General features: G+C 66.8%; 12 protein-coding genes. 7 read left to right on the forward strand and 5 right to left on the reverse strand.

What is annotated here, in order from left to right; translation table 11 throughout:
- Positions 1-5: 5 nt before the first annotated feature.
- Positions 6-1,589, reverse strand: a complete 1,584-nt coding sequence (locus F6Q13_RS03170) for a gamma-glutamyltransferase family protein (RefSeq protein WP_293052112.1) — start codon at positions 1,587-1,589, stop codon at positions 6-8.
- A gap of 76 nt (positions 1,590-1,665) precedes the next feature.
- Positions 1,666-2,577: an alpha/beta hydrolase-fold protein gene (locus F6Q13_RS03175; RefSeq protein ID WP_293052115.1), complete on the reverse strand. Its 912-nt coding sequence runs from the start codon at positions 2,575-2,577 to the stop codon at positions 1,666-1,668.
- Between the two features lie 145 nt (positions 2,578-2,722).
- Here F6Q13_RS03175 and F6Q13_RS03180 point away from each other — a divergent pair, with 145 nt between their 5' ends.
- Positions 2,723-3,343, forward strand: coding sequence for a TetR/AcrR family transcriptional regulator (locus tag F6Q13_RS03180; protein ID WP_293052117.1), 621 nt, complete (start codon positions 2,723-2,725; stop codon positions 3,341-3,343).
- On the opposite strand, the gene F6Q13_RS03185 is transcribed toward F6Q13_RS03180, so the two are convergent.
- Positions 3,297-4,040, reverse strand: a complete 744-nt coding sequence (locus F6Q13_RS03185) for a DUF429 domain-containing protein (RefSeq protein WP_293052119.1) — start codon at positions 4,038-4,040, stop codon at positions 3,297-3,299. The genes F6Q13_RS03180 and F6Q13_RS03185 overlap by 47 nt on opposite strands.
- 40 nt (positions 4,041-4,080) lie before the next feature.
- Here F6Q13_RS03185 and purB point away from each other — a divergent pair, with 40 nt between their 5' ends.
- The 4 genes from purB (at position 4,081) to F6Q13_RS03205 (ending at position 9,881) form a co-directional block, all read left to right on the forward strand.
- Positions 4,081-5,505 carry an adenylosuccinate lyase gene (gene purB / locus F6Q13_RS03190; RefSeq protein WP_293052122.1) on the forward strand — a complete coding sequence of 475 codons (1,425 nt, stop codon included), beginning with the start codon at positions 4,081-4,083 and terminating at the stop codon, positions 5,503-5,505.
- A 4-nt stretch (positions 5,506-5,509) separates the two neighbouring features.
- Positions 5,510-6,769 (forward strand): cytochrome P450, encoded by a 1,260-nt coding sequence (locus F6Q13_RS03195; RefSeq protein WP_293052125.1) that lies wholly within the window; start codon positions 5,510-5,512, stop codon positions 6,767-6,769.
- A 71-nt stretch (positions 6,770-6,840) separates the two neighbouring features.
- Positions 6,841-7,734, forward strand: a complete 894-nt coding sequence (locus F6Q13_RS03200) for a phosphoribosylaminoimidazolesuccinocarboxamide synthase (protein WP_293052128.1) — start codon at positions 6,841-6,843, stop codon at positions 7,732-7,734.
- Entirely contained in the window at positions 7,731-9,881 is a 2,151-nt protein-coding gene (locus tag F6Q13_RS03205; protein WP_293052131.1) for a S9 family peptidase, read from the forward strand. The genes F6Q13_RS03200 and F6Q13_RS03205 overlap by 4 nt, the downstream gene beginning before the upstream one ends.
- A gap of 23 nt (positions 9,882-9,904) precedes the next feature.
- Here F6Q13_RS03205 and F6Q13_RS03210 read toward each other — a convergent pair whose 3' ends face one another.
- Positions 9,905-11,458 (reverse strand): DHA2 family efflux MFS transporter permease subunit, encoded by a 1,554-nt coding sequence (locus F6Q13_RS03210; protein ID WP_293052134.1) that lies wholly within the window; start codon positions 11,456-11,458, stop codon positions 9,905-9,907.
- A 142-nt stretch (positions 11,459-11,600) separates the two neighbouring features.
- Here F6Q13_RS03210 and F6Q13_RS03215 point away from each other — a divergent pair, with 142 nt between their 5' ends.
- Together F6Q13_RS03215 and F6Q13_RS03220 are read left to right on the forward strand one after the other, a co-directional pair.
- A complete protein-coding gene (locus tag F6Q13_RS03215) occupies positions 11,601-12,305 on the forward strand; it encodes a DUF2334 domain-containing protein (protein WP_293052137.1) in 705 nt (234 codons plus the stop codon).
- Positions 12,306-12,411: 106 nt separating this feature from the next.
- Positions 12,412-14,061 (forward strand): FAD-binding dehydrogenase, encoded by a 1,650-nt coding sequence (locus F6Q13_RS03220; RefSeq protein ID WP_293052140.1) that lies wholly within the window; start codon positions 12,412-12,414, stop codon positions 14,059-14,061.
- Here F6Q13_RS03220 and F6Q13_RS03225 read toward each other — a convergent pair.
- The coding region (locus F6Q13_RS03225) for a transposase (RefSeq protein WP_293052143.1) at positions 14,058-15,202 on the reverse strand (1,145 nt) is incomplete at its 5' end. The genes F6Q13_RS03220 and F6Q13_RS03225 overlap by 4 nt on opposite strands.

Here is a 15,202-nt window from a genome sequence, read left to right on the forward strand (position 1 = left end):
GCCGATCAGAAGCCCGCGGCCTGGCCGTCGCGGCGCGGGTCACTGGCCGCTAGGTACCCGTCGTCGAGCCGCCAGATCGCCTGGCAACTGCCGAATTGGTTGTCGTCGTCGACCACAACCAGCTCGTGGCCGCGCCGGTGCAGTTCATCGAGCGTGGACTGCGGGAAACCGCCCTCGCAGGCGACCTGGGTGCCCTGCATCCACCGAAAGCGGGGACCGTCGCAGGCGGTCTGTGGGTTCTGCCCGTGGTCGACGATGCGCACCACTACTTGCACGTGGCCCTGCGGCTGCATCGTGCCGCCCATCACACCGAAGCTCATCACCGGTGCGCCGTCTTTGGTCATAAAGCCCGGGATGATCGTGTGATAAGGACGCTTACGCGGTCCTACTTGGTTCGGATGCCCTGGCTTCGCAACGAATTGCGTACCCCGGTTGTGCAGTGCGATTCCGGTGCCGGGTACCACGACACCCGAACCGAACCCCCAGTAGTTCGATTGGATCATCGACACCATCAGCCCCGAGGCGTCGGCGGCGGTGAGATACACGGTGCCGCCGCGGGGGTTACCGGCCGACGCGGGCTTGGCGCGATTCCGCTCGACCAGGCCAGCCCGCCACTCGAGGTATCCGCGGTCCAGCAGGTTCGCCGGGCTCACCGGCATGTGGTCGACGTCGCCGACGTAGGCTTGGGCATCGGCGAAGGCCAGCTTGATCGCCTCGATCTGCAGATGAACACTGTCGGCGGAATCCGCGGGCAGTGATGCCATGTCGAAGTGCTCCAAGATGCCCAGCGCGATGAGTGCCACGATGCCCTGCCCGTTGGGTGGAATCTCGTGCACGGTGTAGCCGCGGTAACCGCCGTCGATGGTGCCGACCCAGTCGGAGCGATGAGCCGCGAGATCATCGGCACGCAGCACGGCGCCGTGGGCGGCCGCGTGCGCCGCGAGCTCTGCGGCCAGTTCGCCGCGGTAGAACGTTTCACCGTTGGTAGCCGCGATTTTTTCCAGCGTGGTCGCGTGGTCGGGCAGGGTGACCAACTCCCCGGCTTTGGGCGCCCGCCCGCCGGGCATGAATGTCTCGGCGAACCCGGGCTGCGACGCGAACAGCGGCAGCTGTGCTGCCCACTGTGCCGCGACGGTCGGTGAAAGAAGAAAGCCGTTGCGGCCGTAAGAAATGGCTGGCGCAAAAAGTTTTTCGAACGGTAATTTACCGAACTTTGCGTGTAATTCGGTCCACGCCGACACTGCTCCGGGTACGGTCACGGAGTTCCAGCCGAGAGCGGGAACAGCGCCGCCGCCGAAGTACTGGGGGGTCCATTCGGCCGGTGAGCGTCCGGAGGCATTGAGGCCGTGCAATCGTCGGCCATCCCAGACAATGGCGAAAGCATCCGACCCGATGCCGTTGGACACCGGTTCCACCACGGTGAGGGTGATGGCGGTGGCCACGGCGGCGTCGGCTGCGCTGCCGCCCTCGGCGAGCATCCGAAGCCCCGCCTGGGCGGCAAGCGGCTGCGACGTGCACACCACGTTTCGTGCCAGCAGGGGCTTGCGCGGCCAGGCGTAGGGCAGATCCCAAGCGAAAGGCGGGGGCACGATCGGATCGTTGCACGCCGTGCTGCGCGGGCTCAACAGCGAGTCTTCGGGTGCGCCGAGTTGCCGGACGAATCGGCTAGGCGGTCAGGATCGGCGCCATCCAGGTCAATTCGGCAGGCAGTTGGGCGCTCCAAAACGACGAATCATGCCCGCCGGGCGAGAACCCCCCCGACGGCGGGTTGGGCAGCTGAGCCACGAACCGTCGAGTCGCGGCGTAGAACGGGTCGCCCTCACCGCAGTCCACCCGAATAGGGATCGATGCCAGCGCAGGCATGCCGAACACCGAATTGGCCGCCCAGTCGTCGGCGCCGTCGAAAGCACCGGGCGCGGTCGCGGCGGGTGAAAGCCAGAGCGCCGGGCTCACCGCGCAGATCGCCGCGGTCCGCTCCGGGCCCAGCCGCCCGCCCAGCAGCAACGCGCCGTAACCGCCCATCGACCACCCCAGAAAGGCCACCCGGGAAGTGTCCAGGTGCTGACTGCCCAGCATCGGTATCAGTTCCTGCAGGACCATGGCACCGGAATCTTCACCGGAAGCTCTTTTATGCCAATAACTTCCGCCGCCGTCGACGGCGACCACCGCGAACGGGGGCAAGCCGGCGTCAACGGCCTGAGCCAGGCCTTGTTCCACGCCGCCGGCCATCACGCGGCCCGCATCACTGCCCTTGCCGTGCAACGCAATCACCGGCCGCAACGCCCGGGTCTGTCCTGGTGGACGCGCGATTGCCCAATTGGTCGTCACTCCACCTCGTGCTGCCGACACGAACGAGCCGACAGTCATCGTCGGTGCGGCGGCCGGGGCAGGGACCGGCTCCACGGGCACCGGTGGAGCCAGTGGAAAGTCGGTGCCGGTCGCGGTCACCGGGGCGGCCTGCGACGGCCGGGCCCCGAGGAGCGGGCCCAACGTGTAGGCGCCAACTGCACCGGCGGTCGCGTGGGCGCCCAACCGCAGCACGGCGCGGCGGCTCAGGTCCGGCATGCGGGTCATCATAGAGCGGCGCTGCGTGTCTTTGCTCGGGGTGCGGGCCGCAGGTACTTCCAGGGCGCCTGCATCGTGCGCTCGGCGCGGTGCTCCCACGGCGGCGTTTCTGCGAAACCGTGATGCGGAAACTACCCGCCTGGCAGCATGACTAGGCGTGACGGCAGCTGCCACCCCTAAGGGCGAACGCCGACGGTATGCGTTGATCAGCGCTGCAGCTGACCTGCTGCGCGAAGACGGGTTCGAGGCGGTGCGCCACCGGGCGGTGGCACGTCGGGCAGGCCTGCCGCTGGCGTCGACCACCTACTACTTCTCCAGCCTCGACGACCTCATCACCAGCGCGGTGGCCCACGTCGGGATGCTGGAGGGCGCGCAGCTGCGGGCACGGGTGGCGGCGCTGCCCCGACGGCGCCGCAGCGCTGAAACGACCGCCGACGTGCTCGTCGAGCTGCTGGTCGGTGACAAACCCGGTCCGCATCTGGTCGAGCAGCTGATTTCACGTTACGAGCGCTACATCGCCTGCGTGCGACTGCCGGCGCTGCGCGAAATCCAGCGTCGCGATCTTCGCCAGCGATCCGACGCCGTCGCCGAGGCCATCGAGCGGTCGGGACGCTCGGTGCGGCTCGAGCTCGTGCCGGCGCTGGTGTGCGCGGTTGACGGCGCAGTAGTCTCGGCGCTGGTCGACGACAAGCAGGACCCGTGCCGGGCCGCGCGCGCCGCACTCGTCGACATCATCGACGCGCTGGCGCCGCTGGGTCGGCTCGAAGGGCCGGGGTGACGATATAGCCGGTCCCGACGTCGCCGTAGACGGTGACATCGTCGGGTCGGTGATGCCAAAACAGCGCGACATAGGCGCACAGCACGGCGTCGACGGGATCTTCGGCTTTGTCCAGCTGTGCGGGCCGGGTCGCGGCGTCGACCCGCCGCCGCAGTTCCGCCCATGCCACGCAGTCGAAGACCCGCAGCCGCGGTGCGGCCCGGTCGAGGCCCTCGATCAGCCCCAGCAACGTCAGCAGCTCACGCCGACGATCGGCGAACGCGCCCCGCTTGTATTTCAGAGTCTTCGGCAATCCGAACAATGCGATCGTCGCGGCATGCGGGTAGACCTCGATCGCCCGTCGCGGCGCCCTCGATCCGGGATCGATGTCGAGACCCAGCGCCGTGGCTATCCGCGCGCCGCGCGGCGAGCGGAATTCCGGCTTGGCGGCGTACGCCGGACGTGCCCCGGCCTCGAACCGCCGGAAGTCCCGGTTGAGTGCGGTCTCGCACGGCCGAAACCCGGTCGGGTTCGTCACGACCAGCGGGGCATCGATGGCCGCCAGGCAGCTGTCGCTCCCATAGGGTCGCACCGCGGCGGCGATGCCGGCGTCGTCGTGGGCGACACCGACGTCGCACAGCCGCCCGGCGGCGTCGACCACCGCGACGCCGCTCTGGTTGATCTCACCCCAGGCAAGGTCGAGTCCGATGAAGTACATGTGCTCATCCCTGGGTCACACGACCGTAAGCTGTCACGGTGTGAGCATTCCCAACGTGCTGGCCGATCGCTACGCCAGTGCCGAAATGGTGGCGATCTGGTCGCCGGAGGCCAAGGTGATCGCCGAGCGTCGGCTGTGGCTGGCGGTGCTGCGGGCGCAGCTGGAGCTGGGTGCCGAAGGAGTCGACGTGCCCCGGCAGGTGCTGTCCGACTACGAACGGGTGCTCGACGAGGTCGACCTGGCGTCGATCGCGGCCCGCGAGCGGGTGCTGCGCCACGACGTCAAGGCCCGCATCGAAGAATTCAACGCGTTGGCCGGTCACGAGCACGTGCACAAGGGGATGACCAGCCGCGACCTGACCGAGAACGTCGAACAACTACAGATCCGCCGGTCGCTGGAACTGGTGTTCACCCACGGTGTGGCGGTGGCGGCCCGGCTGGCCGAGCGCGCGGTGGCCTACCGCGACCTGGTGATGGTCGGACGCAGCCACAACGTCGCTGCGCAGGCCACGACGCTGGGCAAGCGGTTCGCCTCCGCCGCGCAGGAGACCCTGCTGGCTCTCACCCGGCTTCGGGAGCTGACCGACCGCTACCCGTTGCGCGGCATCAAGGGGCCGATGGGCACCGCACAGGACATGCTCGACCTGCTCGGCGGCGACCCGGCGAAGCTGGCCGAGCTCGAGCAGCGCGTGGCCGAGTTTCTCGGATTTTCAACGGTTTTGACCAGCGTAGGGCAGGTCTATCCGCGGTCGCTGGACCACGAAGTGGTCTCGGCGCTGGTACAGCTCGGCGCGGGGCTATCGTCGTTGGCGCACACCATCCGGCTCATGGCCGGGCATGAGCTGGTCACCGAGGGCTTCGCGCCCGGGCAGGTGGGCTCGTCGGCCATGCCGCACAAGATGAACGCCCGCAGTTGCGAACGGGTCAACGGGCTGCAGGTCATACTGCGCGGCTACGCCTCCATGGTGGCCGAGCTGGCCGGCGCGCAGTGGAACGAGGGGGATGTGTTCTGCTCGGTAGTGCGCCGAGTGGCGTTGCCGGACAGTTTTTTTGCTGCGGACGGGCAGATCGAGACGTTGTTGACCGTGCTCGACGAATTCGGGGTGTACCCCGCGGTGATCGGCCGGGAATTCGACCGCTATCTGCCGTTTTTGGCCACCACCAAGGTGTTGATCGCGGCCGTGCGCGCGGGCATGGGCCGAGAAGCTGCGCACGAGGTGATCCGCGAGCATGCGGTTGCCGCAGCGCTCGCGATGCGTGACGGCGCCGAGCCCGACCTGCTGGACCGGCTGGCCGCTGATCCGCGGCTGCCGTTGGACCGCGCCGCGCTGGATGCCGCGCTGGCCGACAAGGCGGCGTTCATCGGCGCCGCCGGTGATCAGGTCGATGCGGTGGCCGCCGCGGTGGACGCGCTCGTGGCGCGCTACCCGGATGCGGCCAAGTACACACCGGCGACCATCCTGTAGCGCCATGACTGCTCCGGCTGCGCTTTCGGGCATCGATTTCACCGATTTGGACAACTTCGCCGAGGGGTTTCCGCATCACCTGTTCGCCATCCATCGCCAGGCGGCACCGGTGTTCTGGCACCAGCCGACCGAGCACACCCCCGACGGCGAAGGCTTCTGGTCGGTGGCCACCTATGCGGAAACCCTCGCCGTGCTGAGGGACCCGGTGACATTCTCCTCGGTCACCGGCGGCGACCGGCCGTTCGGTGGGACGCTGCTGCAGGATTTGGCAATCGCGGGCCAGGTTCTGAACATGATGGACGATCCGCGCCATGCGCAGATCAGACGGCTCGTCAGTTCCGGGCTCACCCCGCGGATGATCAGCCGTGTCGAGGACGATCTGCGCGCCCGTGCCGGCCGGTTGCTGGATGCGATAGTGCCGGGCGAACCTTTCGACTTTCTGGTCGACGTCGCCGCCGAACTCCCAATGCAGATGATCTGCGTCTTGCTGGGAGTCCCAGAATCCGAGCGACATTGGCTATTCGAAGCCATCGAACCGCAGTTCGACTTCGGCGGTTCGCGCACGGCGTCGTTGTCGCAGCTGACGGCCGAGGAGGCTGGGTCACGCATGTATGCCTACGGCCAGGAGCTGATCGCGGCGAAGCGGGCCGAGCCGACCGATGACATGTTGTCGGTAGTCGCGAACGCGACGGTCGACGACGCTGACGGGCACGGCGCCGGCCCGGTCCTCTCCGATCTCGAGCTGTACTTGTTCTTCAGTCTGTTGTTCAGCGCCGGCGCGGAGACGACGCGCAACGCGGTCGCGGGTGGACTGCTGGCGCTGGCCGACCATCCGCGGCAATGGCATGCGCTGCGCGATAACCTCGACCTGCTGCCGTCGGCGATCGAGGAGATAGTCCGGTGGACGTCGCCCTCGCCGTCGAAACGGCGCACCGCTACCCGCGACGTCACGCTCGGCGGCCAGTCGATCAGGACGGGACAGAAGGTACAGATCTGGGAGGGTTCGGCCAATCGCGACGCAGCGGTGTTCGACCGCGCCGACGAATTCGACATCACCCGTAAACCCAATCCGCACCTGGGGTTCGGTCAGGGCGTGCACTACTGCCTGGGCGCTAATCTGGCCCGGCTGGAACTGCGGGTGCTCTTCGAGGAATTGCTGCCGCGCTTCAGCGGCGTGCACGTCACCGAACCCGTCGAGTGGACCCGCAGCAACCGGCACACCGGCATCCGGCATCTGGTCGTGGAACTGCTCGGGGCCGGGTGAGCTCAGCGGGGTGATTGCGGTCCGTTCGACGGCGACACCGCGGCAGGATCGCGACCCGATAGGCTGACCCGGTGCGTCCCGCGCTGTCCGACTACCGGCACCTGTCCAGCGGCAAGGTGCGCGAGCTGTACCGCATCGACGACGAGCACTTGTTGTTCGTCGCGACCGACCGGATTTCGGCGTTCGACTACGTCCTTGGCAGCACGATCCCCGACAAGGGCCGAATCCTGACCGCGATGAGCGTGTTCTTCTTCGACTTCATCGAGGCTCCCAACCACCTGGCCGGGCCGCCGGACGACCCCCGCATTCCGGACGAGGTGCTCGGGCGCGCGCTGGTGGTGCGCGAGCTGGAAATGCTCCCGGTGGAGTGTGTGGCTCGCGGCTACCTGACCGGATCGGGGCTGCTGGATTACCGAGATAGCGGCGCACTCTGCGGAATCCCTTTGCCGCCAGGCCTGGTAGAGGCCAGCAAGCTGCCCGGCCCGCTGTTCACCCCAGCCACCAAAGCCGAACGGGGGCACCACGACGAGAACATCACGTTCGAGCGGGTGATCGAGATGGTGGGAGCAGCCCGCGCCAACCAGCTGCGGGACCGTACTCTGCAGATTTACGCACAGGCTGCCGACCACGCCCTGACGAAGGGAATCATCATCGCCGACACTAAATTCGAGTTCGGCATCGACGAGCACGCCAATCTGGTGCTCGCCGACGAGATCTTCACCCCCGATTCTTCGCGGTACTGGCCGGCTGCCGACTACCGTCCTGGGGTAGTTCAGACCAGCTTCGACAAGCAGTTTGTGCGGAACTGGCTGACCGGTCCGGAATCCGGATGGGATCGCTTCGGGCCGCAGCCGCCGCCGCCGCTTCCGGACGCCGTCGTCGCCGCCACCCGCGACCGCTATATCGATGCCTACGAACGGATCTCCGGGTTGCGCTTCCGCGACTGGATCGGACCCGGGGCATGACCTCGGCGCCGCGCCCGCCGGTCGCCAAACGGGTTGACAGCCGGCGCGAATTCCACGGCGACGTGTTCGTCGATCCCTACGAGTGGCTGCGCGACAAGTCCGACCCCGAGGTGATGGCATATCTGGAGGCAGAGAACGACTACGTCGACCAGATGACCGCTCACCTGGAACCGCTGCGGCAGCGCATTTTCGAGGAGATCAAAGCGCGCACCAAGGAAACCGATCTGTCGGTGCCGATCCGTCGCGGCCAGTGGTGGTATTACGCCCGCAGCTTCGAGGGTAAGCAATACGGTGTCCAGTGCCGCTGCCCGGTCACCGATCCTAACGACTGGCGGCCGCCGATCTTCGATGAGCACACCGAGATCGCAGGTGAACAGGTGCTGCTCGACGAGAATGTCGAGGCCGAGGGCCACGATTTCTTCTCACTCGGGGCGGCGAGCGTCAGCCCCGACGGCAACGTACTGGCCTATTCCGTCGACGTCGTCGGCGACGAGCGATACACGCTGCGGTTCAAAGACTTACGGACCGCAGAACTATACCCCGATGTGATCGCCGGTGTTGGCGCAGGAGCGACCTGGGCGACCGACAACCGCACGGTGTACTACGTGACTCTCGACGATGCCTGGCGGCCCGATACCGTGTGGCGGCATCGGCTGGGTTCGGGTATGTCCGCCGAGCGCGTCTATCACGAACCCGACGAGCGGTTCTGGCTGGCGGTGGGCCGCACCCGCAGCGAAGCGTACGTGCTGATCGTCGCCGGCTCGGCCGTCACCTCCGAGGTGCGTTACGCCGACGCGGCCGACCCGGATGCCCAGTTCACCACGGTGTGGCCGCGCCGCGACGGTGTCGAATACTCGGTGGAGCACGCAGTGGTCGGCGGCGAGGACCGTTTCCTGATCCTGCATAACGACGGCGCTGTGAACTTCACCCTCGTCGAAGTTCCGGTCAGCGATCCGACGGCGCAGCGCACGCTGATCGGCCACCGTGCGGACGTCCGGCTCGACGCGGTCGACGCCTTCAAGCACCATCTGGTGGTCAGTTATCGGCGTTCGGCCCTGCCGCGGATACAGGTATGGCCCATCGGCGACGACGGTCAGTACGGGCAACCCGAAGAGATCGGGTTCGACACCGAATTGATGTCGGCGGGCCTGGGTGCCAACCCGACCTGGGACTCGCCGAAATTGAGGCTCGGTGCCGCCTCGTTCATCACACCGACACAGATCTATGACCTCGACCTGGCCACCGGCGAGCGCACCCTGCTGCGTGAGCAACCGGTGCTCGGTGATTACCGGCGCGAAGACTACGTCGAACGGCGCGAGTGGGCACAAGCCGTTGACGGCACCCGTATCCCGCTGTCGATCGTTCACCGGGTGGGTATCGAATTCCCTGCTCCGACATTGCTTTACGGCTACGGTGCCTATGAGATCTGCGAGGATCCGCGATTTTCCATCGCGCGGCTGTCGTTGCTGGACCGCGGCATGGTGTTCGCCATCGCCCACGTCCGCGGCGGCGGTGAGATGGGTCGGCTGTGGTACCAGCACGGAAAGCTGCTGGAGAAGAAGAACACCTTCACCGACTTCATCGCCGCGGCGCAGCATCTGGTGGACACGCACCTTACCCGACCAGAGAAGCTGGTGGCGATGGGCGGAAGCGCGGGCGGACTACTGGTCGGCGCGGTGGCGAACCTGGCCCCGGATCTTTTCGCGGGCATCCTGGCGCGGGTGCCCTTCGTCGACCCGCTGACCACAATCTTGGATCCGTCGCTGCCGTTGACGGTCACCGAATGGGACGAGTGGGGCAACCCCTTGCACGACCGCGACGTGTACTTCTACATGAAGTCCTATTCACCGTACGAGAACGTCACGGCCAGAAAGTATCCTGAGATTCTGGTGATGACGTCGCTGAACGACACCCGGGTGCACTACGTTGAGCCGGCGAAATGGGTCGCCGCCTTGCGACATGCCAAAACCGACGGGAAGCCGGTATTGCTGAAAACCGAGATGGCCGCCGGCCACGGTGGTCTCAGCGGCCGCTACGAGCAATGGAAAGAGACCGCTTTCCAATATGCTTGGGTGTTAGCCGTTGCCGACAGCGACCATTACGGCCGCGGCCGAAAAGACGATCTGCCCGGCGGCGTCGCCGGATAGCTGCATGGGAGCAGCGGCCCTGCTCAGTGGACCGGCACCGGAGTAAGGTCCGCGCGCGCGACGACCGGCTTCTTGGGCAGAAACGCCGCGGGGACATACGACAGCAGCAGCAGCACAACAGCCGCCAGGAACACCGCGGTGTAGGCGTGCGACAAGTCGTGCAGCACATTGCTCATGAAGTCGGGCGACAGGGCGCGACGCGGTATGGCCGCAGGATCGGGTGACGCCCCGCGCCGTGCTGCTTCCTGTCGAAGGACCGCGAATTTGTCGGCAGCGGAAATATTTTTGCTGCGATTGAATTGGCTGGTCAGGATCACCGACATCAACGCGGTGCTGATCGACCCGGCCACTTGGTGGTTGACATTGACCAGCGCCGAACCGCGCGCGATCTGATGCGGGCCCAGCGCCTGCACGGCCGCTGCCGTCAGCGGCATCACGGTGGAACCCAGGCCCATACCCACCAGCGCCAGGCCCATCAGCAGCATCGGCAGGTAATGCGCCTGGCTGGCAATGCCGTAAGCGAAAGTGGCCATGCCGGCCACGATCAGCGTGATTCCGACCAGGACGATCTTGCCGGGGCCGCGCCTGTCCATCAACCAGCCGGCAATCGGCATGGTCAGCAGGGCACCGAACCGCTCCGGGAGCATATGTACGCCGGATTGCAGCGGCGATTGGTGCAGCAGCTGCTGCAAGCAGCTTGGAATGAGCAGCACGGCGCCGAAAAACGCCATTGCGAACAACAACATCGCCGCGTTGGCCGTGGTGACTTCGCGGTTGCGGAAAAGCCGTAAGTCGATCAGCGGGTGAGCCGTGCGATACAGCGCATGAACCACGAACCCGCCGACCAGCACCAGGCCGACCACCGCCGGGATCCATACGTGGCGGTCGGTGACTGTGCCGCGGCCCGGGATGGAGGACACCCCGTAGAGCAGAGTCGCCAAGCCGGGCGACAGCAGCAGCATGCCGACGAAGTCGAAACTCTCCGACGGCGTCGTCTTGTCCGGGGGGAAGACCAGCGCGGTCAGCAAGAACGTGATCACGCCGATCGGTACGTTGATGCCGAAGATCCACGCCCAGCCGTACGAGTCGATCAGCCAGCCGCCCAGGATCGGTCCGGCGATGGGGCCGAGCAGCATCGGGATGCCGAGCACGGCCATCAGCCGGCCAATCCGCTTCGGACCCGCCGCGCGGGTCAAGGTGGTAATGGCCAGCGGCATCAACATGCCACCGCCGAGGCCCTGCACCACCCGGAACGCGATGAGCAGGGTGATGTTCGGCGCCGTCGCGCACAGCATCGATCCCGCCGTGAACGCCAGGACAGAGCCCATGAACAGTCGCTTGGTGCCGAACCGGTCGGCCGCCCACCCGGCCAGCGGGATCACGGTGGCCAGCGCCAGCGTGTACCCGGTCATCGTCCAGGCGACGATGGCCTGGGTGGACTCGAATTCGGTGATGAAGGTGCGCTGCGCGACACCCACGATCGTGGTGTCCATGATCGCCATCAACGCCGCCAGGGCGCACACACCGGCGATTCGAAGCAGGCCCGCATCGAGTTTGTCCGAGGTAGGTTGCAGCACGCCCGCCAGAGTACGACTCGGTTAGGTGACCAAGCTACTTTCCGTGCTGCCGACCGGGGCCCTTGTCACCATCGGCTGCGGAGGCTCCGACACGCTGCCTGGATTTCACCATTTGGACACCTGAGCCGGGCACACTGGCGTTGTGCCTGGAAAGCTGATGGTCTCGATCTCCGGGATTAGTGATCGCACGTTAGCCGACGTGGCGGCGTTCTGTGCCCAGATGGACGCCCGGGCGGTGCCGGTGTCGCTGCTGGTGGCGCCGCGCCTCAAGGGCGGCTACCGGCTTGACCGTGACCCGCAGACCGTCGCGTGGCTGGCCGCGCGGCGCACCGGAGGTGACGCGATCTTGCTGCACGGCTACGACGATGCGACCACCAAGAAGCGCCGCGGCGAATTCGCCACGCTGCCCGCGCACGAGGCGAACCTGCGGTTGATGGCGGCCGACCGGGTGCTTGAACATCTCGGGCTTCGGACCCGATTGTTCGCGGCGCCGGGGTGGTTGGTTTCTGCCGGGACGCTGACAGCACTGCCACGCAACGGCTTTCGCTTGTTAGTCGATCTGCACGGAATCACCGACCTGGTCCGCCAAACCACCGTCCGCGCCCGGGTGCTCGGCATCGGCGAAGGCTTCCTGACTGAGCCGTGGTGGTGCCGGATGCTGGTCTTGTCGGCTGAACGTATCGCGCGTCGCGGCGGGATCGTGCGGGTCGCGGTGGCGGCCCGGCACCTGCGCAAGCCCGGCCCGCTGCAGGCGATGCTAGACGCCGTGGACCTGGCGTCGATGCACGGCTGCGAGGCGACGGTGTACCGGTGGCATGCGCAACGGGAGGCTCTCGACGCAGCCTGACCCTCGGCGTCACTAGTCTCCTGACCCTCGGCGTCACTAGTCTGTAGCGGTATGAACCGCGCCGGCGACGAGGATTCCGGCGCAGCCGGGGTCGAGGAGTGCCTTGATGGGCGAGATCGCCGACGTCATCGTGGTCGGAGCCGGTCTGGCCGGCTTGGTGGCTGCTTGCGAACTGGTGGAGCGCGGCATGCGGGTGCTGATCGTCGACCAGGAGAACAGCGCCAACCTGGGCGGGCAGGCGTACTGGTCGTTCGGGGGGCTGTTTTTCGTCGACAGCCCCGAGCAACGCCGCCTCGGCATTCGCGACAGTCACGAACTTGCGCTTCAGGACTGGCTCGGCACCGCAGGCTTCGACCGGCCTGAAGACTACTGGCCGAAGCAATGGGCGCATGCTTACGTCGATTTCGCGGCAGGGGAGAAACGCAGCTGGCTGCGTGCCCGGGGACTGCAGATCTTTCCGCTGGTCGGGTGGGCCGAGCGCGGTGGGTATGACGCGCGCGGGCACGGTAACTCGGTGCCGCGTTTCCACATCACCTGGGGAACCGGACCGGCGCTGGTGGAGATTTTCGCTCGTCGGTTGCGGGAGCGCTCGACGGTAAGTTTTGCCTACCGCCATCGGGTCGACGAGCTGCTCGTGGAAGCCGATGTCGTCAAAGGGGTACGCGGCGCCGTGCTGGAACCGTCGCAGGCCCCCCGTGGCGCGCCGTCCTCGCGGAAAGTGATCTCGGAGTTCGAATTCCGTGCTCCGGCAGTGATCGTCACCAGCGGCGGCATCGGCGGAAACCACGATCTGGTGCGGGCGAACTGGCCGAAGCGGATGGGCCGGGTTCCCGAGCAACTGCTCAGCGGAGTGCCGGCGCATGTCGACGGTCGGATGATCGGTATCGCCGAAAAGGCCGGTGCCCGGGTGATCAACCGGGACCGGATGTGGCACTACACCGAAGGCATCACCAACTACGACCCGATCTGGCCGCTGCACGGGATCCGGATCATCCCGGGCCCGTCGTCGCTGTGGCTGGACGCTGGGGGCAGGCGACTGCCCGCGCCGCTGTACCCGGGCTTCGACACCCTCGGCACCTTGGAGTACATCGCCCGGTCCGGCTACGACTACACCTGGTTCGTGTTGAACGCCAAGATCATCGAGAAGGAGTTCGCGCTTTCGGGCCAAGAGCAGAATCCCGATTTGACCGGCCGCAGCGTGCGCGAACTGCTGCGCAACCGGGCCAGGTCGGGGCCGCCCGGCCCGGTGCAGGCATTCGTCGACCGCGGAGTGGACTTCGTCAGCGCAAACTCATTGCGCGACTTGGTTTCTGCAATGAACAAACTCCCTGACGTGGTGCCGCTGGACTATGCGACGGTGGCCGAGCAGGTCACCGCGCGCGACCGTGAGGTGGCCAACCGGTTCAGCAAGGACAGCCAGGTCAACGCGATCCGAACCGCCCGGGGGTATCTCGGCGACCGGCTCGGCCGGGTGACCGCTCCGCATCGGTTGACCGACCCCAAGGCTGGCCCGTTGATCGCCGTCAAGCTGCACATCTTGACCCGCAAAACGCTCGGCGGATTGGAGACCGACCTGGATTCCCGTGTGCTCAGGGCTGGCGGGATGCCGTTGGACGGATTATATGCCGCCGGTGAGGTCGCTGGCTTCGGCGGTGGCGGTGTGCACGGGTATCGAGCCCTGGAGGGCACGTTTCTGGGCGGATGTATCTTCTCGGGTCGCGCCGCCGGCCGCGGCGCGGCCGGCGACATCGCCTAGCCCCGTTTTCCGCATAGTTGGGGGTTAAGGTCTTTTATTTTGGATGTTGTTGTGGAGCCGTAGTTTTCCGGCCATGGTAGGGGGATGTCGAGGTGGGCGAGGATGCGGCGTTGGACGGGGGTGAGCCGGTCGAGGATGAGCTCGCCGCTGTTGGTGTAGGTGACGTGTAGGTCGGTGAAGGCGGCCAGCACGGCGCGTGCTGTGGGCACGGCGTCGCGGTGCTCGGGCAGCAGGCCGGCAAGTGCGATGTCGGGGCCGAGGGCGGCGCGCAGGTCGGCTTCGATGAGCCCGTAGATGAGCAGGGCAATGCCGATAATGGCGATGAGCGCGTGGATTCGGTCGTCGTTGTGCAGGAAGACCGGCCGCACGCGCAGGGTTTGTTTGAGGTCGCGGTGGCGTTGCTCGACGATCCATTGGTCTTTGTAGGTGTCGAGCACGTCGAGGGCGGTCAGCCGTCGGTCGGGGGGGTCGGGCAGGTTGGTGGCCAGGGCATAAAGCCCGTCTAGTGTCGATGCGCGGGTGATGGCATCGGGGTTGCGGTGCCAGGTGATGCTGGGTTTACCGTCGGTGGCCACGCTGGTGGTGACGGTGATCAGCTCGGCGATGCGCTGGCCGATGATGGTGGCGACGCGGTCGTCGACCTGTTTTTTGGTTTTGTAGTGGCGCCCGCCGAGGCCGTTGCGGATGCGGGTGAGTGCATCTTCGGCGCTGGCCAGGGCGCGTTCGCGGGCCTCGGCCACGGAGGTGGCCTGTTCCGAAGACCAGATGTAGGCGATGCGCAGTCGGCGCGTGCCGGTGTCGGGGTCATCGACCTGGCGTTCGCGCAGCAGTCCTTTCCACCTGGTGCGCTGGCTTTCGGGCAGCCGCTGTTCGCGCTTGGAGCAATAGTCGAGTGCGGGCAGGGCGGGCGGCCCGTCGGGCACGTCGGCGGCAAACCAGTCCGCCCAGCCGGTGTCGGCGCGCAGCGGCACCACAAAGCGCAGCCCTTTGGCGTCGGCGGCGCACAGCAGGCCCAGGTAGCCAAACCCAGAATCGGCGACACAGACCACCCCGGGCGGGGCCAGCTTGCGGAGGCGTTCGAGGGTGTCGGCGAAGCACGGAGCTTCGTTGCAGGCCCCTGGGTGCGGCCGGTAATAGACCG

The organism is Mycobacterium sp., from assembly GCF_008709575.1.
In the GTDB taxonomy this organism is placed as follows: Bacteria; Actinomycetota; Actinomycetes; order Mycobacteriales; family Mycobacteriaceae; genus Mycobacterium.